We start from the raw sequence: 23,992 nt of genomic DNA on the forward strand, positions 1-23,992 counted from the left end.
TTCTGGCGTTGATTCTCGCCCTCATCGCGGTGGGGAAGCGCCTGTGGTGGACGTCCCAGGCGCGGCACCGGGCAGCCCGGGTGGAGATGTGGCGGGCCCATCTACTGGAGGTGCTAGCCGGTGAGAGGCCGCCCCACTCGCTCGCTAGTCAAATAGACGTGGCCCATCGTGACGCTTTCCTACGATTCTTACTGCCGTACGCCACTGCTGTCCGGGGGCGAGCATCCGAACGCATAAGTGCCCTCTCCCATCCGTTCATATCCGGCCTGCGACGTGAGCTTGGGGATCGGAGGCCATCTGTTCGGACCCGGGCTGTACAGTGGATTGGGGTGTTCGGGGGGCCCGATCAGGCCGGCTCCCTGCGACGCGCGCTGGACGATTCCTCCGACCGGGTAGCCGAGGTTGCGTTTCGTCACCTCGCTCGGCTCGGCGGGCCCGGCGACACGGAGCGTCTTCTGTCATGCTTGGGCCGACTAACCCACGTAGATCGGCGGCAGGTTAGCTCGGCTCTCGCGAAGCTGGGGGAAGGGGCTGCTCCTCGCCTCCGCGCAGCAGTGGCCGCGAGCAACCGCTCTCAGTTTGTGCGCGTTTGCTGCGCAGAGACGCTCCGGTGGCTGGGGGATGCAGACGCAGCCCCCTTGGCTGCTCGCCTGCTTCGCGAAATGAGCGTTGACCTGGAGGCAGCGCCTGCCGAGGTAGCGGCCAGCCTGCTTCGCCTGCTCCGGGCAGTAGGACGAAAAGAGCACCGATCTGTTGCACGTCGCTTTTGCTGGTCCCCTGTGCCGTTTGTCCGCATTCACGCGGCACGAGCACTCGGCCAGCTGGGTACAGGAGCAGACGAGGAATTACTGAATGCGCTCGTCAGTGAGGACAGCTCGCGGTGGGTTGCCTTAGGCGCGGCGAGGAGTCTTGTGGAGCTCAAGCAGGTCGCCTCGCTGCGAGCACTCAAAGACAGCGACCACCGACGATCCAGATTGGCCTCTGACGTTCTTCCCACGTCCCAACCGACGCCGCAAACGTGACTACAGTACTCCAATGGACCGCATATGCACTCTTGGGCTATCTTGTGGTTCTGAACACGGGGTACATCGCTTTAGGAATTCTCACCTATCAGACCGTGCTCCGCTATCACCGTCGGATGGGCGCATACGTTTCAGAGACAGCCCTCGGGGCCGACGCACTTCCGCCCATTACTCTCATCGCCCCTGCACATAACGAAGAGGCGACCTGTGTGTCGTCGGTGCGCGCATTCCTCAGCACCGAATACCCCAGCTTTGAGATACTGGTGGTCAACGACGGGTCGACCGACAACACGCTCGACCGGCTTCAGGAGGCCTTTGACCTTCAGCCCACGGCACGCCCCCCAACATCGTCCCTCCCTACCGAATCGGTGCGTCAGGTCTACCAAAGCCAGACCCATCCCAATCTGTGGGTACTTGACAAGGAAAATGGAGGCAAGGCCGACGCCCTCAACGCCGGCATCAACTTTTGCGACTCCCCGCTCTTCTGCGCGGTCGACGCAGACACGCTCGTCGAGGGCAACGGGCTGGCCCGGATGGTCCGTCCATTTTTAGAGGAAACGGCCACCGTGGCGGTGGGGGGAATCGTCCGTGTGGCCAACGGTTGCACCATTCGGGCGGGGCGCGTCCAGGAAGTATCGATGCCGACGAAGTGGCTTCCCAAGCTTCAGGTGTTGGAGTACCTTAGGGCATTTTACTTTGGGCGCGTGGGCTGGGACGCGCTGGGAGCTATGCTCATCATCTCCGGCGCTTTTGGATTATTTCGCCGAGAAACGGCCGTCCGCGTGGGAGGCTATGCTACAGATACGGTTGGTGAAGACATGGAGCTGGTAGTGCGCATGCATCGGCGACTCCGAGAGGCTGGGCAAGACTACCGCGTCCGGTTTGTACCCGATCCGGTGGCCTGGACAAAAGTGCCCTCCACATTGCAGGACCTCGGTCGCCAGCGAGACCGATGGCAGCGGGGGCTGGCCGACTCGATGATCCGTCACCAGCAGATGCTGCTCAACCCCCGGTATGGCACTGTGGGCATGCTTGCGTATCCCTTCTTCTACATGCTGGAGACTTTCGGCCCGATTCTCGAACTAATGGGCTATATTACGTTTGTTGTAGCCCTAATCTCAGGCACGCTCTCCGGTCCGTTCATGTTGGCGTTCTTCCTGGTCGCGTTCATGCTCGGGATGGCACTGTCACTGAGCGCTGTAACGCTGGAGGAACTGACCTTCCGGCGATACGAAAAGACTGCCGATTTCGCTCAGCTTCTTTTCCTTCCTGTCGTCGAAACCTTTGGCTACCGCCAACTCAATGCCTGGTGGCGTGTCAGAGGCCTATGGTCGTACTTTCGTGGCAACAAAGAATGGGGAGCGATGGAACGAGCTGGCTTTGATTCCCCTGATGACTGACTCCCCTGATGATCCAGACGATTGCCCCCCTAAGTGATTGACTTCAATGATTGACCGCCCCTTGTTTTTCATCGTCCTGACTGTTGCCGGGCTGTGGAGCACCCCGGCGCAGACGCAGGACAGAAAGGTACCGGACTCAGCGGCGTCTGAGCCGAAATGGAAAGCGGCAGCCCGCTACGACTATGACCGAGTGTCAGGGGGGCGGGTGGACTGGCAGCGATGGACCGCTGTTCTACAACGGTCTATTCCGAGAGGGACGGTAGCTGCCACTCTTGTTCGTCAGCGCCGCTTCGACACCGCAGACGAGGGAATCACCGTTGACCTGTGGCAGGACCTTTGGGCCGGGGCATATGGACACCTCCAGGTCAGCTTTGGGCCCGATGCCCAGATTCGCCCACAGTACAGCTTGAAGGCGGAGATCTACCAGCCAGTCGGACCTTGGGAGCTTCTGGGCCTCTACGAGGGCCGCCGATACACTGGAAGTGACGTGCATCAGTTCGGTGCAGGACTCGCCCGCTATGTCGGGGCCTGGTACATACGGGCACGCACGACCGCCGCGCCGCGCAAATCGACGTGGGCCGTTTCGCAGCGAGTGGGCATTCGCCGCTTCTACTACTGGACGCCGTCGGCCTCTTATATCGACCTGGAAGGCGGCGCAGGGAGGAGCGTCGAACTCGTGGGCCCGAACGCTAGTCTGCTGACAGCCCGCACCGCCTTTGCGAGCCTGCGGGTGCAACACTTCCTCACCGACGGATGCGCCCTAACGGCCACTCTCCGATACAGTGATGATGGACCCCTTTCCCGAACTGGCGGTGCACTGGGCATTTTTGTTCGGTGGTAAAACTTGTGGTAGAAAAACCATGACGAGTGGACAGGGTAGGGCGTAGCGGATGAAGTCACGTGGGGATGGGGAGAGCTCACCCAAGGGGCAGCCCTCTTCGGCGATAGCACCAATCCAGTGCGTATCTGTAAGAGTCACTCGGTCGGTCCTCTCAGGCCTCCATTGAGAGTCCGTTTTGATTTTTAGTCGAGCCGACTCGAGGCGATTCGGAGCATGGCGAACTGCACCGTTGTCTCGCTGGAGTCGGTCCGCCGCTCCTGCTCTCGGTCCAGCCGACGCCACCCTCCGAACCAACCGTAGGTTCTCTCGGGCGACCGATCGCTTCGGATCGACGGAGAACCCGGAGTTTCCATCGTCGGACTCAACAACTTGAAGCTCCCAGCCAAGCTCCTCTTCCAGGGTTTCTTCGAGGTCCTGGTAGGCCTGATCGGCGAAGACCGTCTCTACCCGATCAAGGCGAGAAGCTGTCGGAGCGAGCAGTTGCAGCGCCCACTGCGTTTCATGATCTCCGGCCGCATGTACGACCACGCCCCAAAGCAACCCCTGCGTATCGACGGCAACGTGTCGTTTTCGGCCACGGGCCTCCCCTGAAAGCGTCGAAGCTTCTGATTCCGCCCACCCCGTGCAGAAGGAACCGACTGGCAGCCTGTGATCAGTGCACTTGGTTCTCCGTGGCGCCCCGATCTGCGCCGGACTGCGCGAGAAGTAATGCTCAAAATGCACAGGATTCAGCCTTCCTCTCTCCACCGTCGAAAGTAATAATGCGCGGCCCACCAGGGGGCAAATTCTCCGGGCAACATCCGCCACTGGGTTCCAGTTTTCACCACGTACAGGATTGCATCCAATACGTGGCAGGGGAGGTCGTGACATCGTTTGTGACCGGTCGTAAAAGTAGCGGCTGATCTGTTTCCATTGGGAGTCCGTCAGGTCGGAGTCATAGGGTTTTATGCGCATGGCTCGGGCGAGTCGTTTTCGGAAGAGCTTGCTGGCTTTTTCCGAAAACGAGGCGGACTCCCCTCCGTTTTTGGGTGCAGCTGTTAACTGAAGCTGAAATCAAAACGGTCTCTTAAAGTACTGAAAGTCAGTATCTGCTCGCGTCTTTGAGGATGGGGAGGACTCCTAATCGCACCTTTAAGGTATTGGGTCGGTGTGCTGCACTGGCGTGGGGGGCTGGGTGGTTTACGTGCCTGACCTACCGGAAAGCGACATAAGCTCGTCTTCCAGGTCAATTCCGACATGTCGATGCCAACGCTCGGAGATGCAATTGCGCTAGCGGCGGAGGCCCATGCCGGCCAGACCGACAAGGCTGGCGCGCCTTACGTTTTACATCTCCTCCGTATGATGCAGGCCCAGCAGTCCACCGAAGCGCGGATGGCCGCTGCCCTGCACGATCTGGTCGAGGATACGGATTATACCTTTGAGGACCTGGAGGAGATGGGGTACCCGATTGTCCGCCGGGTCAAGATCGCGGACCTGGAGGACAATGTGGATCTGGAAGAAAACATGGACGCGACCCGTCTGGGTTCGGTCGGGGAGGAAGACATAGGGAGGCCGGGCAGGTGCCTCCGGACCCACCGCCGTCTTGCCGGCAGGGAAGAGGCGAGCTGAGAGGGCCGGTCAGGGGGCGGTTTTGTGTATCTGACTTTATGCATCCGATTTTGTGCATCTGAGACGGCAACTAACTGCAAGAACAACCCTTCAGTCCCGATGCCCGACGGAGGCCACGACGTCTGCGGAAACTGCTTCCACTTCCAGTGCGACGAGCCATTGGATCACCAGAACCCCGAGGCCTGGCGGTGCAGTCTCCGGGAGGTCTCGGTCGACGCGGATCCCTACTGGACCACGTGCGACAACTGCGCTGAGGAGACCAGCGAGCCCAGCGGCCCGATGCGGGCAGTCGTTGGAGGTATGGGGAAAAAGGGAGTTCCAATCTATAGGCGTCTTCCCTACCTCAACGGCCGCCGCCCGGAGATTGTCGAGTCTGGGGGCAGTGGTAGTGGCGGCAGTAGCAGCAGGGGCAATGGCAGCGAGGTGATCCGCATCGAGACGGAGGAGGGAACGCTCAGGGACTTCGATTCAACCGAGGGGTACCTCCGGTTTCAAGAGAAGCGGGAGCGGCAGCACCCTCCCTCGTAGCGCACGTGCTCGGCTGTGGCTGGGCAAATGGGCGAAAACGCCACTGGGCGACAACGCCGCTGGGCGACGCAGGGACCGATCAGCACTGGGGGAGGGGAAGCTGTTGAGGGGTGGAGTCAATGCCAAAAGGGAAGGGCGGCGTCCACCGAACCGGGTCTACTCCACTCAGCGGCTTAAATTGGCCCCGGTTTTCCACGTGCTGATTCTCGCCAATAATCCATTCGGCCGTCTTAACCTAAGCTATAACTTTTCCGGGACGGACCGCGTACAGTAGTCACACCTGCTAAAGGATACCTGCAGAGCCTTCTGTTGTCAGCGGCAGGAAAGGAGGCTCTCCTCTCCACTTCAGCCTCGTCCTCAAGTTCAGGTAAGTTCAACTTGCGCATGACTGCAGACTCGTCTTCGGACCTCGGCACGCCGGGAGCAGCTGGCCTCGTGGAGCGTCTTGATCGATTTGCGTATTGGAGCGACGACTGCATCCCAATTCCTGGCATCGATGCCCGAATTGGGCTTGATCCAGTTATCGGTCTTGTGCCGGTCTGGGGAGACGTCATAACAGCGATCGTCTCGTGCTACGTGCCCTACGAGGCGTACCGCGTCGGCGCTCCACCTTCCCTCGTTTTCAAGATGCTGGTGGTCATCGTCTTGGATGCCTTTTCAGGTGCCATTCCAGTGGCAGGAGACCTCATCGATGCTGCGTTTAAGGCAAACAAAATCAATGTGCAGATGCTCAAAAGCCACTTGGGAGCTTACTAGATTCAAAACCGGGCGTGCCGTGTGCATCCCTACCGATGTCCAATTTTGACGAGGGGTTGCTTCTCATCGGCGACGGGAGATCTGCAGCGGCGCACGCTGGAACGCTAACATGCGTCAGCGCAAGTATCCGGTATACCTCCGGCGGGACGAGCTCTATTCGTTCCTCAATCCTTTCGTCCCTCGTCCCCTTGGAGGGGGCTGCTCCTGGGGGGAATCCTACCAGATGCTGGGCGTGCGAACTACAAATCTCTGCAGCAGGCTCGTTTCCGAAATGGGCCTGTAATGTGCTACCGGTACAATATGCTACCAGTGAGACGTGGCGACTGCAGAAAGTCCCCCGGCAGGTAATCCTGTGCCTGCCGGCCATGCCGAGAGGGCTACCCAGAGAGACATTCGGTGTGGCAGACGGGGCAGGTTCTCTGCCGGCGGGCCGCGCTCATTGCCTCCATCATCTGCCCTTTTTGCCTCAGTCTGCAGTAGCTACAGGGCCCGGAGCTGAGGCCGCTTGGCACCTCGGCGAGAGGGCCGTCCCCAAGCTTTCGAGCCCTGCCTCGGGGGAAGGCCTCCGATAGCACAAACGGCCTGCCGCAATTCCCGCACTGCCCGATGACGTTCTCGGTGCTGCAGTTCGGGCATGTCTGTCTCTTGGTGTCCATGTCCTCTTGGTGTCCATGTCGGAATTTTGCGCCTGCGTGATTACCCGAGGCAAGAACCAACAAGGGCTCTGGCCTGATGACAGATGGCAGCGATGATAGATGACAGCGATGAAGAGTCCGGCGACGACTCAAGTACACACTATCTGCTGGGCGCGTTCTTCTGAGCGATGTGATTTACCAAATGAGATCTACCGAATGACTTGGATCTGCCACGTGACCCGGGAGCAGGGCCGTCTCAGGTAACTGGCGTGCAGTGCCGCCTCAAGTGCCGCCTCAACCTGCCAGGGCCTTCATCCGCCTATAGCTGACCTCACGTCATCGGTACGGCGACGCGCGACCTTTACCTCGGTGCCGTCTTGAAGGCGGAGCGTTGCGGTTCCGGCCGGCTCAGGCACCAGTTCGTAAGCGGCATCGAGGTTGACGATCGTTGAGCGGTGGACCCGCACGAAGCGGGTTGGAGGAAGGCGGCTTTCGAGTTCCTCCAGCGTGAAGTCGGTTCGGTACCGCCCGCCCTCGGTGTGGGCAAACACAAATCCCTCATCCGCCTCGATCCACCGCACCTCCTCAAGCGGGACCACACGGAGGCGGTGCCCGACGTGAACTGTCAGCCGCTTCAGGGCCTGATCCTGCCGAGAGTCCCGAAGGTCGTCGAGGTTCTCCTGCTCCCTGGCGTCATCGTTTGCCAGCGCATCCTGCACGCGGCCCAATGTTTTGTTGAGGCGTTCGAGCCGGACCGGCTTGGTCAGGTAGTCGAGCGCGCGGGCCTCGAAGGCCTGAATCGCATACTCGTCGTACGCGGTGACAAACACGATGTGGGGACGTTGGCCAGGCTCAGGCAGCAGGTCCACCACATCGAAGCCACCGAGGACCGGCATCTGTACATCCAAGAAGACCACGCTGGGCTCGCGGTCGTGGATGAGGGAGACGGCTTCCTTTCCGCCCTCGGCCTCGGCCACGACCTCCACATCTTCGTCGGCCTCATCGAGGAGGGCACGGAGGCGCTCTCTAGCCAGGGGCTCATCATCGACCACGAGACAACGCATAGGCATCGCTTTCAAAGCTCGCTTGTGCAATAGGGGCTTGTCTACTCTGCTTCGGTCATCCCAAACGCATGCTCGTCGCTCCCAAACGCATGCTCCTCAACCGCAGACCTGGGACGCGTCTCCGCCGTCCCGCGCAAGGGGATCTGGAGCTCAATTCCCTGTGGAAGTAGCCTCATCTGCGCGGCTTCTCCAAAGAAGAGCTCCAGCCGCTCCCGGACGTTCGCGAGACCGGATCCCTCGCCCAATGCGTCGCCCAGGTCGGTCGAATCGAAGCCCGGCCCCGTATCGAGGACCCGGAGCAAAAGCGTCCCGTCGGCCCGCTCGGCGGTTACCGACACCGTGCAGTCGCCTTGCGTTTCGCCGACGCCGTGCTGGACGGCATTCTCGACGAGGGGTTGAAGAGTCATGCTCGGAATGGGCAGAGGCTGAAGTTGCTCCGGCACGCAGATCTCTACGGTCAGGCGGCCTCGGTACCGGGCCTTCTCGACGCTCAAGTAGCGGCAGGCGGCTTCCAACTCGTCTCCCAGTGTCGCCGTCCCGCCATCCTTCGACGCCCGCAGGGCATAGCGGAAGAGGTCGGACAGGTCTTCGACGACTGCCTCGGCCTCCCCTGGCCGGGTGCGGACCAGGGCCGCGATCGAGTTGAAGGCGTTGAACAGAAAATGCGGGTTGATCTGAGCGCGAAGCGCCGACAGGCGCGCCTCATACCGGGCCGCCTCCGCCTCACGGAGCCGCTGGTAAAACGCGCTCATGTAGGAAAACGCGCTCCAGATGAGCGTGGCCGCGGAGGCAGTGGTCGCCGAGGTGAGGAGCACCTGCCAGCTGAGGTCAAACCCAGGATGGAGCGCCTTGCAGAGACCGGTCGCGGTTCCGAACGCCACGACCGTTACAACCGACAGAGTACCAACATGCAACGCGACAGCTCGCCGTGACTGGAGCGGCACGGAGGCCCTCAAGACGGACATGGCCGCCTTCACGCTAGCGACAATGATTGTGGCATGGACGAGCGTGAAGTACACGTTCCAGAGCAGGGTAGGCCAGCGTTCCGACAATTGCCCCAGCCCCGTCCAGACGTGGAAAAGAAATGCGCCGATCAGGACGCTTATGCCGAGGAGAAGTCCCGCCTGACGGGCGAGGCGCCTCGGGCCCGGAAGTGCATTGCGGATCGCAGTGAGCATGAGTGCAGTGCCCAGCCGTAATGGCGATCAGTCGGAGGTAGGCGGAAAAGCGTTGCCGATAAGCAGGAAGGAGTCAAGGGGGACGCTTCAGAGGCCAGGAGGACGCCGATTGCGCATCTGCCTCTGAAAGCGGAAGCCTTAATCGAGCGGAAGCCTCAATCGAGTGGAAGCCTCAATCGAGTGGAAGCCTCAATTGAAAGAATGCCCCTGCGATCAGCATAAGGAGCCCCAGCCCACAGCCCCAGCCGAAAACGTCCCCGAAAGTAGCATAAACGGTCGATTTGCTCTCTGTGGGAAGGCGGGTCATCTGAAGATGCTCCTGGGACGTGAAGTGATTCACTCGGCCGTGAGTTCGGCCCAGAGGGCCGGTTGCGAGAGTGAGGCCATTGGAGGTGGGGCGGAGAAGCGCGGTCCCGTTCTCGATGGCCCGGATGCGTGCCATGTGTGCATGCCGCTCGGCGATGGCGGCCCAGTCGTTGGACGGGGCAACGAGGAGGTCGACGTTTTGCCGACCGGCCTGTCGGATGAGGGCGGGGAAATCGAGATCGTAGCATACGGCGCTCGACCATGTCCCCGCTGGCGCCGAAACGATCGGAAGCGTGCCGGATCCGTCCTGTCCAGGTTCGCCGGGGACGAGGTGGGCCTTGAGTCCCTCTTTGCGCACCGTTCCGCTGGGGCCGACCCAGACGACCTTGTTCTCCAGCTTCTTGCCTGCATCCGGGCGAGGAAGCGCGTTGAGGGCCATCGCGAGATACACCTCCTGACCCCGCGCGAGCCGGCGCGCCTTGCTTAGAAAGGCCGCCGTGTCTTCGTGGGGGACTGGAACAGCGGCCTCGGGCCACGAGACGAGCCGAGCGCCCGCCTGAGCGGCCCGCCGGGCGCGCTGCAGGTAGTCTCGCTGGATGGCGCGCGCCGAGTCGCGCACGGCCCCACGGCTCTCTGCCTGACGATGGACGCCCCAGAAGGAGGAGGCGTCGTGAGTCCCCGTGACCGTAGCTACCGGAACGGTATCAGGCGGAGCGTCCAGCGCCAAGCGCGCACCTCCGAACATCAATACCGCCGCCAGGAGGCCGGCCCACAGGCCGACTGTCCACCGGACCCTCAGCGAGATGCGAGCCTCTGAGGACGTGCGGGCCTCCGGCGACATTTGGGCCTCCGGCGACATGGCCCATTCCTCCCACGCCGCGTTGGCGACGCTGGCCGTCCAGTAAAGGAGAAAGCTCACGCCCCAGATGCCGGTGACGGACGTAAGCTGCAAGAGGGCCAAATTTTGCTGGGTGTACGCCGCGCTACTCCACGTCCCGAATGGCCCAAACGATGCGGCGAACTCCACTACCACGGCAGATGCAGGAAAGACGAGTGTCGCCGCGAGGCCTGAGAGACGCGGGCTCAACAGGCGGTCGATCAGATAGGGAAGGGCCGCCACGAGCCCGAGCGCCGCGCCGACGACGTAGGGCAGTGGGGCTTGAAGAAATCGTCCCGTGGCCCCCTGCCACGCCGCGCAGGAGACGACGATGAGGAGGAGCGCGGCAATTACGCATCCGCGCCAGGTGGGCTGGTCGCGCACGAAGCGAAGCAAAAACATGGGGGCAAGCCAGGCCGCGGCGGGCAGGGACCACAGTCCCGTCGCCACGAACATGAGCGGCGCGGCGGCAAGGAGCCAGAGAAACGAGCGGGACTCGCGGCTTCGACCGAAAAAGGGTAGCATTGGGACACAGGGGCAAGAGATGTTGTGGAACCGACTTGCCAGAAGGTACAGGGCACGAGCGCCGTGGTGAAGCCGGTCGCGACGAACGGACCAAGTGCCGAATGAGCGGTTGACTTCGCCCAGTGGGTGGTTTTGTGTTCGGCGCAGGGCAGCGGGGCCGCCGCGGGCCCGGTACTGCGCTGGGCCAAGGACCAAGCCACAGTTACATCAGCCACATGCTACGCCAAAGGCAGCGGGAAGTAGCACCGACCCGGTGCCGATCAGCCAGAGCACCCTCTTCAGACAACTGTTACGGATCGGTATGAAAACGAGACGGCGGTAACGATAGCGTCGGCCCTCCACCGGGCAGGCAATATTGCCGAGAGGCAAAGGGTTTGGGGCCGTGTCAGTTCTTCCCTCAACGTCTTCTATCTGACCAATAATGGTTACCCGCCTAATGTCTACCCGCTCAATCTCAGCATACGTCCCTCGGGCAGCCTTCCTTGCCGTTCTTGGGCTCGCGCTTCTGGCCGGGCCTGCAGTGGCACAAGGATACGGAGACGGCGAGCAGCCCGACATTGTCGACACGGCCGTGGAGGCCGATGACTTCAATACCCTTGCCCAGGCCCTGGAGGCCGCCGGCCTCGTGGAGGCCCTGAAGGGGGAGGGTCCGTTCACCGTTTTTGCTCCTACCGACGCAGCGTTCGACGCGCTGCCTGACGGCCAGCTTGAGTCTCTTCTCCAGCCTGAAAACCGAGAGCAGCTTCAGGCCATCCTGCAGTATCACGTTGTAGGGGGGAAGGCCACGGCCTCGGACGTGACCAGCATGAGCGCCGCCCCAACCCTTGAGGGCCGGTCCGTTCAGATTCAGGTCGACGATGGCACCGTCCGCCTGATGGGCCAGAACAGCGCCAGCGTTGTGCAGACCGACATCGAGGCGTCAAACGGCGTCATTCACGTCATCGACAGCGTTCTCCTTCCCCCGGAGGCCGGTGAGGGAATGTAGTTTCTCGCCTCCAGTCCTCTATTTTGCGGACTCCTGTTTTTCAGTCTCTTGTTTTTCAGTCTCCTGCCTTGCTCCCCTCACGGAGCTTTGCAAGGAGCTTGCAAAGGGCGTGGCCGGTCGCCACGCCCTTTCTCGTTTGTGGTTCTCATTTGTGGATTTGCGGATGCTGGTCGTGGGCACGTAAACACTCGACTGGTAAACACTCGACTGGGCGGGCGGCCGCACACAACCGTGGCCCTGCCGTCAAGCACCTCTATCAGCTAACCCGATGACCACGCCCCTTTTGTGTGAATACGTTACGCAATTCCGCTGATTGGCGGCACTGTCGTTCGGGGCCGTGTATGAGTTACGGAAATACATATTATCGCTACGCATTCACGAGCAAAACGGCTATACGGCCATACAGCCGGAAAAGCGTAACGCATTCACGAGAACCGGGGCGATCGAGGCCCCAGACCGAACGACCGAAATTGAGTTTCGGAGTGGGCTTCGACCCGGTTTTGCGGCTTCGTGCTTTCCCTATAGAGCGAAACTCACTCGGCGACAGCCCCCGAAACTTGCCCCGAAACGGCCCCATATTGCCGACTCCCCGACAGTTTCGGCGCTTTCTTTCGTACCAGGACCTCGAAAGCGAAACTCACTTTCAGGGCTCACGCGACGGTTTCGGGGCTGGTTCGCGCAGTCTCGGCCAGGGGTTACTTCACCGTCACGCCTGTCCCTTGACAACCTGGGAGGTGATTTTTGTATGTTACCAGCAGCTGCGTGACGATGATTTTAAAACTGGCCCGCTACCCTCTGTGGAGCGGACTGGTTCCCATAGTCTGCGCTGGCCTTACAGGCTCGTTTCGGAGTTCCTCCCCCGCTCCTGCTCCGAGGCGAGCCTTTTTGTGGCTATGGCCGGTTTCGGCAAAGACTGGTTTGGCCTGTCTCAGAGCTCCCGCGCCTCGGGCCGCAGACCCTCTGAGGCAGGCCATTTCTACATGCGGATGGTTCGCTACCGGACGTTTTGCAGACGTACGGCTGCAAGCGCATCTGAGGCGGTTCTCGATTCTGGAGACGTCTGTTGGCCCATCGGAGCCCGAGGGTCAGGGGGCTGGGGGCTCGCCGGTCGGTCCGGTCGATGAGGGAGCGCCACACTCGCCCCGGCGACGTAACTGGCCACCGACACAGGCCAGACGTGCGCGAGGCTCAGTCCCATCAGGCTCAGTCCCAGCAGGAGGCGAGATAGCCTCTCCGGGTCGCAGAGCCGCGGCTGGTGCAGATGGAACGTCCCTTTCGGCCAGCCCCCGAACAGCTCCTCGATCCACATGCGCCGCTTGTTGCGCCGCCTATACAGCCGAACGACCCTGAACCCAGGGGAAAGATTCGTCACCAGCCGCCGGGGCTCCTCCTCGCCCTCGGCCCAGTGGTAGAGAACATTGACCGGTCCGAAGTCATGGTCTCTCGTGATCGAGACTTCTCGGAGAGAGCGACCGCTTCCCTCCTCCGGATCCAACGCGCGGCACTCCCTCCACGACCGGGCATCAGCCTCGCCGGGATCAGCCTCCAGATTCCGCCTGAGCTCCGGCACCGGGCAGCCTCATCTGTTTGCGCTCAAAAGTGTCCGGTAGCTAGGGCGACTCATTCAGGAGCACTCATTCAGGGGCACTTATTCATATTCAAACGACCAAGCCATTGCAGGAGCTTATCCTGACGTACATCCGGCCCGCTGGGTGGGAAGAGGGGTTTTATGAAGCCGTGCGCATCAGCGGTTTTGCCAAACTTCCCCCGGCTGTGCTTTGGTACCGCCTCGTGAGGCAAAAACCCTATCGTTCGATGAGAAACGTGTCACTGTCCACGAGAAGGAAGACCTTTCGGAGGGCTTGGGCGCCCGGCCCTACGGGCCCGCAGGCCAGCAGGTCGGAGACCAGTGGGGCGAGTCGGAGGCCTCCGCGGTTCTCAGGGTCCCAAGTGTAGTCGTGCCCGCCGAGCACAATTACCTGATCAACCCCAGGCACCCAGAGTTTGAGGAACTGGAGATTGGGGCGCCACGGCCCCTCGCGCTAGACCTGCGGCTGCCCGCTGAATGATTCCGAACGCCCAGGCGAATGAAGGAGCCTTTGCGGGCAACTTCGGCGCTTTGAGTAGCCTGGATTACAACAACCGATACTCCTGTGTTATTGGTCTTCATAGTTTGGATCCGACGTCCACGCTGAAGAGCGCCCCTTCGGCTGATTGAGGGACCTCCGCGGCTTATGAGCTTATCTCAAGAGCCAGGAGCGCCAGGCTGGCAAGCGCCGACAAGGGGCCAATTGCTGCGAGCATGGGATAGACCCAACGACCTGCCCCTCCCGGCATCTGGTGGCAGGAAAGGTCAACCCCTCCCTGGTAAAACCTGACCAGTTGGACCGCTGTCCCGACGGCGGCGACCAAGAAGCCCCAAAACGCCCATCCATCCGCCCCGGCCTGGGCCCATGGCACGCCGAGTACCGCCGTCCCTTGCTCAACCAGTATCTGCGCAATGAAGCCTACGAACGCGAGGAGAACACCGATCTGGCCAACAAGCCACTGCTGGGTCTGAGTCATAGTACTTAGGTAAGATGTGGTACTTAGGCAAGATGTGATCAGGCGTCGTGCTTCGCAGGTACAATGTTCGTTCAGTGGGTCTTTGCGAAAACCTATATTTGCTCCTGTCCGAGGTCGGCTTTGATGCTCTGAGTAGTCTTCTGTTTCGGTCCTTCCGATACCGGCTGTCACTGCACTCTCCCCCCTCCTCCCAACAGCACTTGCACAAACGGTCCCTGAAAGGGCGCCCCAGGAGCGTTTGAAAGGCGGCGGCCATTGACGCGCCAGTCTGCCTCACAAGGCGAGAGCAGGTATCCGGCTCGCAGTCCCACCTGAAGGCCTCCGTCCCCCGAGTGCCGAAACCGGTACTCCAACTCGCCTCCCACCTCCTACGGACACTTCCCGTCCCTGATGTCCTTGAGACGGTGCGATCAGCCCGTATCCTTCTCCACCCACGATCGGGGGCCCAGCGCCGTGCCCGTAGCCCCCGCCCCCAAAGTTAGAATCACCCGAACACTCGCCTTTTCCAAAGTGGCTGTTCGATCGGGAGACGCTCAGTCAAGTCCGCGTGGGTCAAGTTCTACCCGTTTTCAGGGCCTACCCGGTCGGCAATTTGCTGAAGAAACTGCTGTGCCTTTTGCTGAGCTTCTTCGGAGAGGTCCAGCTTCTGGCTTTTCAGTACAGCCTCGGTATGGTGAGTGGTCGAACGGAGGTACAGAGTGTATGGGGTCCCCGCAAAACTTAAGAGAACGCTTCCAGGCACCAGCGCAGGCAGGCGATTGCCCTGCGGCAAGGCAATTCCCCTCAAGTACTGGTTTTTCTCAGCCAGCGCCGTCGCCGTATCCTCCACGACCGATGGAGGGGCGTCGATTTGTAACTGGTATTCAGCAAACGTGAGCTCTTGAGGCTGTGCTCGTGCGCAGGGGCTCAAGGCAAGAAAAGAAGCAATCACACAGAGAAAAAAGCCACGCATGGTAGGCTGAGGGGTTATTTTATCGGTCGGCGTAACCTGAAGTGAAAAGACCAGCTGGCAGTTCGTCTCAGGAGCCATCCATCTTTTCGGGGAGCGCAAAGACAACTGTCTTGGTCCGTTCTGCCTCTACGGGGCGGGATTGTTCTCTGCCGGGCGTGCACTCCAAGCGCCGGACGGCCCGGAGCGCTGCCCGGTTCAGGAGCGCACCGGCCCCATCCGCAATCGTCGGGCTTTCGATGTCTCCGTCCTTGCCGACGACAAACTTCACCCGGACGCGGCCCTCCAGCCCCGCCCTCAATGCCGACGGCGGGTAGTACGTCTTCCCTCGAAGCGCCCGGCGCCCGCCGCAGTCGGGCCGCTTGGTGCCCCCATCGCTCCGGTCTACGGTCGCATCGAGGCCCAGGGAAGGGTCGAACTCCACGCTCGGAGGTTCCACAACCTTCTCGCGCGGTAGCACCTGCGGGGGCACCGGCGTCGGCGGTGCTGGAGGGGCCTGGGCCTGCCGTGTCGACTGGACGTGCCGGAGGACGGCGGCCTCGTGCCCTCGTATCGTCGGTTCGACCTCCCTGCCGAGGGGCGGAGAAAGGTGGACAGCGCCGAGAAGGAGAACCAGTGAGAGGGCGAGCCCAGCCTGGAGATGAGTGGCGTACTGGTTGCGGATCGAGGAGGCGTCGAGTCTCGGGTGAGCCATGTCGAGTTACGGGATCGATGATCTACAGGGCTTGTACGCCGAACCTGTATCCAATCTTTCCAACAGTTAGGGACCGCCCAATAGCCGACTACAGGTCCACCGTCACCAGTGAGACCTCCCCTGTCAGGTCGGCCTCAGGGCCTGCTCCCGGACGCACCCGGACGGCCGGCAGGCCCACGCTCCACGTGCCGGATTCGGCGCTGTAGCGCAGCGCGCTCCGGCCATCGGGCGCCGCCAACAGAACGCCCACGCCCCCTCCGACTGCCGCGCCCGGCGCGCCGAGCACCAGTGCGCCGACCGCCTCCCCTCGATCGGACCCGCCGATTGCGGTCCCCAACGCGATTCCGGCCCCGCCCAGGACCGCTCCCCCAAGCACGCCCAGCGCCCACGCCTTCGCATTTCCCCACTCGACATCCGTGTTGATGATTGCGCCCGCGGGCGGCCCTCCGGCGAGAAGAAGCAGTGCGACCCCTTCGGGCGTGGACTGGTTGCCCCCAGCAGACTGAGGCGGCGCCTCAACCTCGTCGGCCCCAGCGAGCAGAACCCCTCCCAAGGCCCAGCCCACGGCGGTTCCGATCACGCTTCCCCAGAGGGCCCTGCCGGCCTGCGAGTCCCCCAGCTCCAATGCCGGTCGCTCGGGTCCTTGCATGCGTTGACGTGATACGCGTTGACGCAATACGATTTGACGCAACGGGACGTCGCGTCGAACCGGGGGCCGCCGAAACGCAGCCAACGACTGGCGAGGCGCAGGAACCGCGCGCGTGGCACCGGCGTGGAGCAGGTCCATCGGCCCCGGACACAGCGCGGGACTGGCCGCCAGCCTTGCCGGTCGGGCGCACATCGGATCTATATGCATCGGGAGGGGGCGGTCGTTGGGAAGGGCCGGGCCGCTCGTGGCCGACTGCCCGGGTTCTGCCGGTAGGGGAGCGGCCACGATCCCGGACGGGGCGAGGCCACAGAGTAGGACCACCGCGAAGACGAGTGGGCGGATCCCTCGCGACACGAGCGTATGGGGCATGAATCTGTGTTTGGTGGTGGCAAATCGTTTGGTGGTGGCAGGTCCGGTCTTGATTGGACGGCCGACACCGCGGTCATCACACGCAACAGCCTACATGCGGCAGCCTACACGCGGCAACTTGCACGCGGCAGCTTGCACGCATCAACTTGGGCAGTCCGGTACGGCCCTACTGCCGGGCATGAGCGGGCTACAGCGTCACCGTGACGTTAATCCCGGCAGCGAAGTCGAGCAGGTCCGACGGCTCCCCGCCCAGCGGCGTGCGGAACGTGAGGCCAGGCCGCACCCGCCCGAGCCGGGCCTGCACGGCCGAGTCGAAGAAGTAGATTGATCGCTCGTTGAAGGTCTCAGTCTCGTCAGCATTGAGGTTGGTGCGCCCCCCGAGGCCGAGGCCGACGCGGAACCGCTTGCCGTCGTACCAGGCCCGTCCCCCATAATCGAGGAGCACGACGTTTGCCCGAAAGTCGGTATTCTCGGTAGGCGCAAGCAGGGTCAGCCCCGACCGGAGCCGGCCCGAGAGCCCACCGGCCGACCGCAGCGTGTACTCCCCGTAGCCGCGGGCCGTGAAGGTTTCTGCACCGAAGGCCTCTATTCGGCTCATGTCTGCGAGCGATCCGGTGGCCAGGGCCAGAACGTCGGCTGCATTCTGCCGAAACTCTTCCCCGGTATCAGGGTCCTCGGGTGCCGACGTCAGTGGGAGCCTCGCCCCCCCACCGACGGCCCACCCGCCACTCAGGCGAGTGTGGACCCCGAGGTACGGGTTGCCAATTTTTGTACTAGAGACACCGTCCACCCGCCCGGCGTCCTCGTCGTCAATGCCGAACCGGCTGATCGGCAGGTCCGCCACGAGTCGCGTACTTTTGCCAATCGGATACTGCCCGGACAGGACCAGACGGGAGGTAAGCAGGCTCGTGGCTTCGGTTTCTCCATCGAAGGAGGGCTTCGTCCAGTCCAGGCTCACCTGCGGCCTGCCGGTCGTCGCTTCGGTCCAGGTGCCTTCGGGCCAGGTGGGCTGGGCCGCGGCCGGACCTGCGCCGAGAAGGCCAACGCCAAGAAGGCCAAACGGGGTGAGCAAAAGGAAAGCCGCAGGGAGACAGGAAAAAACACGGGTGCCCACGAGACGGTCGGTCATGGCCCACAACTGTTTATCTTGATGAAGGGACGTAAGAAACTTTGCAAAAGGACGTTACCGGGCCGCCTTGATTGCGTTTGGGACCGATCGACGAAGCGCGTGTGGGACCGATCGACGAAGCGCGTGTGGGACCGACGAGTCGAACCGCCTGCCTGCACTGGAACGAGCCTCCAGATGGTCGGGCAGGTCGCGTTGAGCGACGCGGCGTCCGCCTTCGGAGTGGGCGCCTCGAGGAAAATCGCCGGGCCGGTGGAGCGGCGATCCCCGATAGCCGGGGGCGGGCTTCGCTGCGGGGGCCTTTCTGCGTGCAGGGCCCCCGACCTCTCCGATCCGCTTTTCCGTCTCTGGCGTTTGTCAGGAGAGACGTTGCCGGCCGAAGCGCAGAATGTCTCGTTGCTAGGGCCGTTCATTGCCAGGGCCGATTATCTGGCGGCTCGGCTGTGACGAGAAAGGGACCCGTCCTGAGAATCAGTACGACGCAGGACCCTGGGTGAACGGGAGGGAGCCGAAAGCGGAAAAGAAAGACTGAAACGACAGAGCCCCGTGTGGTTGAGACGGATCCCGATACAAATTATCGGGGGGACGGGGGCGCGCGGCATGGGGGCTGTCAATTTTAGGCCCCGACATTTTTTCGCGTCTGCGACGTGGGGCGCCGGTGCCGGGCAGAGAGCTGTGGCCCGTCACATCTGGCGGGGGATGGCCCGACGTCTGCGCAACGGGCTGGGCCGAACAGAACGGGCCCCGTGTTCTGCTGGGCTGTGGGGGGCATGGATCGCAAAAACAAAGACAGCCGAAGCAGAGGCGCGACGGGCCGCCACCGGAACTGCCCGCCAACGGCGGGAGGGTGCGAGAGCGGCGTCGAGAAGACAGGGGGAGGAGGGCCGGTTCCCGAACCGATCCGGCGCCCCACAGCCAGACGCTACGGCCCGAGCCCCCCGAACACCCCGGAGCTGGGCCCCAAGCCGGGCTCCGGCTCGTCGGTCCGGCTCTCGCTTTCGGGCCGCGACTGTGAGGAGGACAGGAACGCCCCGTGCCAAAAGCGGGCAGGAAGCGCCTCTGGACAGGCAAAGTGAAATGCCACCTGTCGGGGAGGGGGGAAGCCCAGGACCTACGGCGCAATTGGGGTTTCGTCGGCCTCCGGCTCATCGGCCGACCGGTCCTGCACGGCTTCCGGAGAAGCGCCGTCGCCGCCTACCGAGGCCGGGTCGCCCGTGGTGATGATGTCGACGGGCACCGGGATTTCGTTTTCGGCAAGCCCCCCGACCGGTTGCGAGCGCGCGTCCGCCCCCTCGGCGGCCGGAACGGGCGTGAGGCACCCGAGGCGCCAGGCCCACACGACGGCAACCACCGCGGTGCCGCCGGCCAGGAGGTAGCCCCACACCGCTGGCAGAACCCCCATCAGCACGGCCGCACTCCCGAACCAGGCCCCGACCCCGTAGAGGGTGAGCACGGCGCCCTGCTCGGTGCCGCGGTCGACCAGGCGGTGGTGCACGTGGCGACGATCGGGCGCGAAGATGGTGCGGGCCGAAGCGAAGCGCCGGACAATGGCCGTTCCGGTGTCCAAAATCGGCACGCCCAGAAGAACGGGCAGGATGAGGAGGGCAAGGACCGGGTCGGTGTGGAGGGGGCCCTGGAGCGTATACCCGGCCAACAGGTAGCCCAGGAGGAGGCTGCCGGAGTCCCCCATGAAGATGGTGGCGGGCTTGAAGTTGTGGGGCAGAAAGCCGACCAGCGCCCCGGCCATCACGATGCCGACGGCCGTCAGGGCGATCTCGCCCTTCACCCCGAAGAGGGCCGCGCACGCAAGGAAGGCAATGCCGATGATTCCCGTCGCGAGGCCGTCGAGGCCGTCGATGAGGTTGACCGCGTTAATGATGCCGACGATCCAGAGCATCGACAGCGGGATGATGTAAAGCGCCTCGCTGAAGGGAAGGGCCCCCGCGACGACGTCGGGGGACAGTGCGTCGGCGTGTCCTCCGGAGAGGGGAAGAATCGTGCCCGAATGGAGAAGCAGGTAGGCGGCGACCAGCTGAAACGCAAATTTGGCCTTCGCGTCGAGGGCATGCTTGTCGTCCCAGTATCCCGTGGCGAGCATGATCGCCGCCCCGACCCAGAACGAAAGAGACTGAACGGCGCCGGGGAACGAGCCCCAAAATCCCCAGAGCACTCCAAGCCCCACCGCCAGCCCCGCAGCAATCGCAATCCCTCCTCCCGTCGGGGTGACGCGTCTGTGGACCTTGCGGGCCTGCGTCGGACGGTCCAAGAGGCCGAGGCGCGGGGCCTGCTCACAGACGAGACCGGTAAGGAGCACCGTCACCAGAAACCCGGCGACCACGCTTCCGACAAGCCCGAGGAACAGAGGTGTGGCCATGAATCGCTACCTGAGTGCGGAGAGGGGATGCGGGCGGCCAGGGGCAACGAAGATGTGTCCGTCGGGGCCCTTCAATTCCCCAGTTGCCTGCCGAACTGATACGCATCTGAATCTGCACTCCTAAGGATAGGGGGGCATGCACGCGGACCTATAAGCATATAGAGAGGCAGCGCGCCCATCTTTGGAGCACGCAGGTTGTAAAAGGTCCGCCCTGGGTATGGTAGATTTGGATTATGCCTCTGGTGGAGAGACGGAAGCGCGAAGGGACGAGCCGGAAGCGAGGGGAGGGGGACGGGGGAATTGCGGCGAACGAGGCCCCGAATGGCGCCCCTACTGGTCGTCGCCGGGCGTGTGGACCCCGACGAGGCGCCGTTCTGGTAGGAAAAGGATTTCGAAATGAAAGCGCATCGGGCAATAGGGAACGAATCAGATGCTCCGAATACGTCGCATTACGTCATCTTTTAGATCTAGTCAGCTAGAGGAGATGCCTTCCTGGAGGGGCCATTTCGCCGATACGGGCGGCTGTGGCGGTAGAGGCGCGGCTCTAGCCGATTCCTATCTTTTGTGCTGTTTCGCCCTGCCGCGTTGAAACCGGGCGTTTTTGCGCTCAAGAGAGCATCAGGAATAAATATTGTGATCCATAAGATTGGAATCTGAAGACCTAAAGGATCACAGAATACGATGCTCGCCCGCCTTTCTGCTTCGGTGTGTGCCGTCCTGCTCGGGATCGGCGTCCTGGTGCCCGCTGCGGCCCTGGGGCAGTCGTTCACCTACGCCGAAGAGTGCATCACGAACGTCGACAACGCGACGGTGCACGTCCCGTCGACGGCAAACCCGGCCCTTCCGGACGGCACGCCCGTGGCGGCGGGGGACACAATCGCGGTGTATACGGCCGACGGGACGTGTGCGGGCTACGGGGTGTGGACGGACGGAGAGGGGGCTACGCTCGCCGCCGCGGGATCGGATTCGATCGATGTCTCGCCGGACGGGTACGCGTCGGGCGCGTCCCTGCAGTTTGAGGTCTTCGACGTGTCGAAGGGGACGGCCGTCGACGTAGACTCGGCCGCTGCGTTCAGCTCGTGCAGTGGAGTTGACGTGCCCGTCTGTGCCGAGGGAGTGTACGAGCCGGGGACGTTCCATCGGGTGACAGGCTTCCAGGCCGACTCGTCCGAGACGGTGACCCGTACGATCACGGTGGCGGAGGGCTGGAGCTTTGTCTCGGTGCCCGTAGAATCGGACGCGACGTTTGGGGCCCTTTTCCCCGAGTGCTCGGGGGGGTTCTCGTACACGCCAGGAAACGGATACACGTCACTATCGGACGGGGACGCTGTGCCGGTAGGAATGGGGATTGCCGTGCAGTGCCAGGCGGACACCACGAGCGTGACGGGAACGGTGCCCCCGACGACGGTTGAGGTGGCGGCCGGATGGAATCTGATCGGCAGTGTCGAGGACACGGTGTCGGTCGGTGCAGTGACCGCCTCCCCGTCCGGCATCGTGACGTCGGACTTCTTCCGGCTACCGCCGGGCCAGGGGTATACGCCCACGGCGGCGCTGCGTCCCGGCGAGGCGTACTGGGTCAAGGCGACCGAGGCTGGGACGCTCGACCTGTCTGGGGCCGCGGGGACGCTGGTGGCCGGGTCGGAGACGTCCAAGAACGACCCGGCGGGCGTGGTGCGCCTCTCGATTGCAGACGCGGAGGGGCAGCAGTATACGCTTCGGCTGGAAGAAGGCCTGACCGACCGGCAGCGCAGCCGCTCGGAGCTGCCCCCCGTTCCGCCGGGCGATGTGTTCGACGTGCGGTTCGCAAGTGGACACGCGGCGGCGGCGTTCGCGTCGGGGAAGGCGTCGGCACCGGGGCATGCCGTGCAGCTTCAGGGCGCGACGTTCCCCGTAGAAGTCCGGCTGAAGACCGGCGGGAGCGCCCGACGGATTGAAATCGCCGCCGGGGGGGAGCGCCACGCGTTGTCGGCGGCGCAGCCGGCCGCGCAGATCCAGGAGTCCACAGACCGGATCGGGGTCACTGCCGCCCCGACCCCGGACGAATTTCGGCTCGGAAAGGCCAGCCCCAACCCGATCCGCCGGGGCGCCGAGCTGGAGTACACGCTTCCGGAGGAGTCGGAGGTCTCGATCGCCGTCTACGACGTGCTGGGACGGCGCGTTGCTCGCCTCGTGGACGAGAAGCGCCGGACCGGGGTCCACCGGGCCCGGATCGACGCGGGCACCCTGCCGAGCGGGAAGTACTTTGTGCGCATGCGGGCCGGGACGTTCCGGCAGACGCGCCAACTGACGGTCGTGCGGTGAGTCGGCCCCCGGCAGGGACGGTCGTGCGGCAAGGGGGGCTCTTCCACTTCCACGCAGGCCCCTGCGCAGCAGGCCCTTCCCATGGCGGCGCTACTGCTCGCGGAGGTCCACGACGACCGACTGGGTGTCCTGGGGGGCAACGGTGACAGGCCGGCTCTTTTCCCCGAGTGCCGGGTGGTGGGCGGTGATGGTGTGGGGGCCGGCCGGAAGGGTGGTGTCGTACCAGACATCCGAATTTTCAGCGCGGCGCTGGTCGTCGATGTAGATGGAGCCCCAGGGGCGGACCAGCACGCGGAGGTGTCCGGTGCGCCGCTTCAGCGTTGCCGTCACCGTCGCGGTGTCGGTGGCGCTGACGTCGACCCGCCGGGTCACGGTTTTATGCCCGAGACGAGAGAAGGTGACCTCGTACGTCCCCGTCGTGACCTCGGTGAGGGTCGCCGGCGTCGCCCCGACCTCCTCGCCATCGAGCGCAACCGTCGCCCGGTCGGGCGTTGCCCGCAGCACGAGGGTGCCGGTGACCGGCGCGATGTCGCCGGCCGCGGGGGCGGTCGACGGATCCGGTTGGCCGTTGGCTGTGGGGCTATCGGAGGCCGAGCCCGGCGTCTCGTCGCCGGGGCCGGGCGGGCTGGGCGAGGGGGAGGAAGGGGACGGCTCGCCGGGAGAAAGGCCGGCGGGGGCGCTCCCCTGCGAGCGGGCGGCGGCCTGGTCCTGTGCGGCGACCGATGACTCGTCCCGAGAAAAGCGGGGGCTGAGCGCGGCGGACTGACCCGCGGACAGCGTGATCACAGTGTCGCGGCTTCCGTAGTCTGCCCGATCAATGGTGACCAGGTAGGTCCCGGGCGAGAGCGGGTGGTTGTTGATCGGGGTGACGCCGGCCGTGTCGGCGCCCACGATCACCACGGCGCCGGGGGGCTGGGAGTCGACCGACAGGGTGGAGGTGGGCTCGTCGTCGGCCGGCGGGGACGTAAGGCGCGTGGGGGCGAAGTAGATCAGCAGCCCGATCGCGAGGGCGATTGTCCCCGCCGTGATCGAAAACGCGTAGCGGCGCAGCAGGCGCAGTGCTCCGCCCCTGCCTCCCTGTGGGGACTGGTACGGCTCCCAGGACGCAGAGCCGGCCCCCGAACGGGCAGCGTCATCTGGCTCCGGAAACGGGGCATCGTCGGCCATCCGCGTGCCGAATGCGACGTTGGTCGGGAGAAGTGACTTAACTCCTACCTCGGGTGCGCGGAAAGGTTCGTCG

Annotated in this window: 21 protein-coding genes; 9 read left to right on the plus strand and 12 right to left on the minus strand. The window is 63.5% G+C overall.

Annotated elements, in window-relative coordinates; all coding sequences use genetic code 11:
• The first annotated feature begins 86 nt into the window (after positions 1-86).
• Genes SRU_RS15930 through SRU_RS01370 form a run of 3 tightly spaced genes read left to right on the plus strand, consistent with a single transcriptional unit; the run spans position 87 to position 3,263 of the window.
• Positions 87-1,022: a HEAT repeat domain-containing protein gene (locus tag SRU_RS15930; protein ID WP_372586308.1), complete on the plus strand. Its 936-nt coding sequence runs from the start codon at positions 87-89 to the stop codon at positions 1,020-1,022.
• A 32-nt stretch (positions 1,023-1,054) separates the two neighbouring features.
• The gene (locus SRU_RS01365) at positions 1,055-2,422 is read left to right on the plus strand and encodes a glycosyltransferase family 2 protein (RefSeq protein ID WP_237701829.1); all 1,368 of its coding nucleotides are present in this window, start codon (positions 1,055-1,057) and stop codon (positions 2,420-2,422) included.
• 46 nt (positions 2,423-2,468) lie between these two features.
• A complete protein-coding gene (locus SRU_RS01370; protein ID WP_112902885.1) occupies positions 2,469-3,263 on the plus strand; it encodes a YaiO family outer membrane beta-barrel protein in 795 nt (264 codons plus the stop codon).
• On the opposite strand, the gene SRU_RS15800 is transcribed toward SRU_RS01370, so the two are convergent.
• The gene (locus tag SRU_RS15800; RefSeq protein ID WP_308201997.1) at positions 3,183-4,037 is read right to left on the minus strand and encodes a transposase; all 855 of its coding nucleotides are present in this window, start codon (positions 4,035-4,037) and stop codon (positions 3,183-3,185) included. The genes SRU_RS01370 and SRU_RS15800 overlap by 81 nt on opposite strands.
• A complete protein-coding gene (locus SRU_RS15805; RefSeq protein WP_308201998.1) occupies positions 3,992-4,090 on the minus strand; it encodes a transposase in 99 nt (32 codons plus the stop codon). The genes SRU_RS15800 and SRU_RS15805 overlap by 46 nt, the downstream gene beginning before the upstream one ends.
• A 409-nt stretch (positions 4,091-4,499) precedes the next feature.
• Between SRU_RS15805 and SRU_RS01380 the strand changes: the two genes are divergently transcribed.
• The 3 genes from SRU_RS01380 to SRU_RS01390 all read left to right on the plus strand — a co-directional run bounded on the left by SRU_RS01380 (position 4,500) and on the right by SRU_RS01390 (position 6,155).
• Entirely contained in the window at positions 4,500-4,871 is a 372-nt protein-coding gene (locus SRU_RS01380; RefSeq protein WP_011403035.1) for an HD domain-containing protein, read from the plus strand.
• A gap of 99 nt (positions 4,872-4,970) precedes the next feature.
• A complete protein-coding gene (locus SRU_RS01385) occupies positions 4,971-5,399 on the plus strand; it encodes a hypothetical protein (RefSeq protein ID WP_112902887.1) in 429 nt (142 codons plus the stop codon).
• A gap of 384 nt (positions 5,400-5,783) precedes the next feature.
• Positions 5,784-6,155 carry a DUF4112 domain-containing protein gene (locus tag SRU_RS01390; RefSeq protein ID WP_112902889.1) on the plus strand — a complete coding sequence of 124 codons (372 nt, stop codon included), beginning with the start codon at positions 5,784-5,786 and terminating at the stop codon, positions 6,153-6,155.
• Between the two features lie 946 nt (positions 6,156-7,101).
• Here SRU_RS01390 and SRU_RS01395 read toward each other — a convergent pair.
• From SRU_RS01395 to SRU_RS01405, 3 genes are all read right to left on the minus strand, one after another.
• Positions 7,102-7,860 (minus strand): LytR/AlgR family response regulator transcription factor, encoded by a 759-nt coding sequence (locus tag SRU_RS01395; RefSeq protein WP_011403037.1) that lies wholly within the window; start codon positions 7,858-7,860, stop codon positions 7,102-7,104.
• A gap of 35 nt (positions 7,861-7,895) precedes the next feature.
• Positions 7,896-9,032 carry a sensor histidine kinase gene (locus SRU_RS01400; RefSeq protein WP_112902891.1) on the minus strand — a complete coding sequence of 379 codons (1,137 nt, stop codon included), beginning with the start codon at positions 9,030-9,032 and terminating at the stop codon, positions 7,896-7,898.
• A gap of 172 nt (positions 9,033-9,204) precedes the next feature.
• Positions 9,205-10,740, minus strand: coding sequence for a nitrilase-related carbon-nitrogen hydrolase (locus tag SRU_RS01405; protein ID WP_011403039.1), 1,536 nt, complete (start codon positions 10,738-10,740; stop codon positions 9,205-9,207).
• Positions 10,741-11,176: 436 nt separating this feature from the next.
• Between SRU_RS01405 and SRU_RS01410 the strand changes: the two genes are divergently transcribed.
• A complete protein-coding gene (locus SRU_RS01410) occupies positions 11,177-11,725 on the plus strand; it encodes a fasciclin domain-containing protein (RefSeq protein WP_112902893.1) in 549 nt (182 codons plus the stop codon).
• Between the two features lie 1,778 nt (positions 11,726-13,503).
• Positions 13,504-13,794, plus strand: coding sequence for an RES family NAD+ phosphorylase (locus SRU_RS15935; RefSeq protein ID WP_112902897.1), 291 nt, complete (start codon positions 13,504-13,506; stop codon positions 13,792-13,794).
• Between the two features lie 163 nt (positions 13,795-13,957).
• On the opposite strand, the gene SRU_RS01420 is transcribed toward SRU_RS15935, so the two are convergent.
• The 6 genes from SRU_RS01420 to SRU_RS01445 all read right to left on the minus strand — a co-directional run bounded on the left by SRU_RS01420 (position 13,958) and on the right by SRU_RS01445 (position 20,451).
• Complete coding sequence (locus tag SRU_RS01420) at positions 13,958-14,290, minus strand: hypothetical protein (protein ID WP_103017728.1); 333 nt, start codon at positions 14,288-14,290, stop codon at positions 13,958-13,960.
• Positions 14,291-14,849: 559 nt separating this feature from the next.
• A complete protein-coding gene (locus SRU_RS01425) occupies positions 14,850-15,242 on the minus strand; it encodes a hypothetical protein (protein WP_162713338.1) in 393 nt (130 codons plus the stop codon).
• 67 nt (positions 15,243-15,309) lie between these two features.
• On the minus strand, positions 15,310-15,933 hold the full coding sequence (locus tag SRU_RS01430; RefSeq protein WP_112902901.1) for an energy transducer TonB: 624 nt from the start codon (positions 15,931-15,933) through the stop codon (positions 15,310-15,312).
• A gap of 88 nt (positions 15,934-16,021) precedes the next feature.
• Complete coding sequence (locus SRU_RS15370; protein ID WP_237701831.1) at positions 16,022-16,582, minus strand: hypothetical protein; 561 nt, start codon at positions 16,580-16,582, stop codon at positions 16,022-16,024.
• A gap of 556 nt (positions 16,583-17,138) precedes the next feature.
• Positions 17,139-18,023 carry a hypothetical protein gene (locus SRU_RS01440; RefSeq protein WP_237701832.1) on the minus strand — a complete coding sequence of 295 codons (885 nt, stop codon included), beginning with the start codon at positions 18,021-18,023 and terminating at the stop codon, positions 17,139-17,141.
• Between the two features lie 1,165 nt (positions 18,024-19,188).
• Complete coding sequence (locus SRU_RS01445) at positions 19,189-20,451, minus strand: MraY family glycosyltransferase (protein WP_011403045.1); 1,263 nt, start codon at positions 20,449-20,451, stop codon at positions 19,189-19,191.
• Between the two features lie 681 nt (positions 20,452-21,132).
• Between SRU_RS01445 and SRU_RS01450 the strand changes: the two genes are divergently transcribed.
• Positions 21,133-22,752, plus strand: a complete 1,620-nt coding sequence (locus tag SRU_RS01450; RefSeq protein WP_011403046.1) for a T9SS type A sorting domain-containing protein — start codon at positions 21,133-21,135, stop codon at positions 22,750-22,752.
• A gap of 90 nt (positions 22,753-22,842) precedes the next feature.
• Here SRU_RS01450 and SRU_RS01455 read toward each other — a convergent pair whose 3' ends face one another.
• On the minus strand, positions 22,843-23,919 hold the full coding sequence (locus tag SRU_RS01455) for a PEGA domain-containing protein (RefSeq protein WP_011403047.1): 1,077 nt from the start codon (positions 23,917-23,919) through the stop codon (positions 22,843-22,845).
• Positions 23,920-23,992: the final 73 nt, after the last annotated feature.

This window comes from Salinibacter ruber DSM 13855 (genome assembly GCF_000013045.1).
In the GTDB taxonomy this organism is placed as follows: domain Bacteria; phylum Bacteroidota; class Rhodothermia; order Rhodothermales; family Salinibacteraceae; genus Salinibacter; species Salinibacter ruber.

Bases quoted from the DNA above. Each gene is read 5' to 3' on its own strand.
- SRU_RS01390 (WP_112902889.1), top strand. From the start codon at position 5,784: ATGACTGCAGACTCGTCTTCGGACCTCGGCACGCCGGGAGCAGCTGGC.
- SRU_RS01395 (WP_011403037.1), bottom strand. From the start codon at position 7,860: ATGCCTATGCGTTGTCTCGTGGTCGATGATGAGCCCCTGGCTAGAGAG.
- SRU_RS01420 (WP_103017728.1), bottom strand. From the start codon at position 14,290: ATGACTCAGACCCAGCAGTGGCTTGTTGGCCAGATCGGTGTTCTCCTC.
- SRU_RS01370 (WP_112902885.1), top strand. From the start codon at position 2,469: ATGATTGACCGCCCCTTGTTTTTCATCGTCCTGACTGTTGCCGGGCTG.
- SRU_RS01405 (WP_011403039.1), bottom strand. From the start codon at position 10,740: ATGCTACCCTTTTTCGGTCGAAGCCGCGAGTCCCGCTCGTTTCTCTGG.
- SRU_RS01380 (WP_011403035.1), top strand. From the start codon at position 4,500: ATGTCGATGCCAACGCTCGGAGATGCAATTGCGCTAGCGGCGGAGGCC.
- SRU_RS01430 (WP_112902901.1), bottom strand. From the start codon at position 15,933: ATGGCTCACCCGAGACTCGACGCCTCCTCGATCCGCAACCAGTACGCC.
- SRU_RS01400 (WP_112902891.1), bottom strand. From the start codon at position 9,032: ATGCTCACTGCGATCCGCAATGCACTTCCGGGCCCGAGGCGCCTCGCC.
- SRU_RS01410 (WP_112902893.1), top strand. From the start codon at position 11,177: ATGTCTACCCGCTCAATCTCAGCATACGTCCCTCGGGCAGCCTTCCTT.
- SRU_RS01445 (WP_011403045.1), bottom strand. From the start codon at position 20,451: ATGGCCACACCTCTGTTCCTCGGGCTTGTCGGAAGCGTGGTCGCCGGG.
- SRU_RS15370 (WP_237701831.1), bottom strand. From the start codon at position 16,582: ATGCAAGGACCCGAGCGACCGGCATTGGAGCTGGGGGACTCGCAGGCC.
- SRU_RS01450 (WP_011403046.1), top strand. From the start codon at position 21,133: ATGCTCGCCCGCCTTTCTGCTTCGGTGTGTGCCGTCCTGCTCGGGATC.
- SRU_RS01425 (WP_162713338.1), bottom strand. From the start codon at position 15,242: ATGCGTGGCTTTTTTCTCTGTGTGATTGCTTCTTTTCTTGCCTTGAGC.
- SRU_RS15930 (WP_372586308.1), top strand. From the start codon at position 87: ATGTGGCGGGCCCATCTACTGGAGGTGCTAGCCGGTGAGAGGCCGCCC.
- SRU_RS01385 (WP_112902887.1), top strand. From the start codon at position 4,971: ATGCCCGACGGAGGCCACGACGTCTGCGGAAACTGCTTCCACTTCCAG.
- SRU_RS01455 (WP_011403047.1), bottom strand. From the start codon at position 23,919: ATGGCCGACGATGCCCCGTTTCCGGAGCCAGATGACGCTGCCCGTTCG.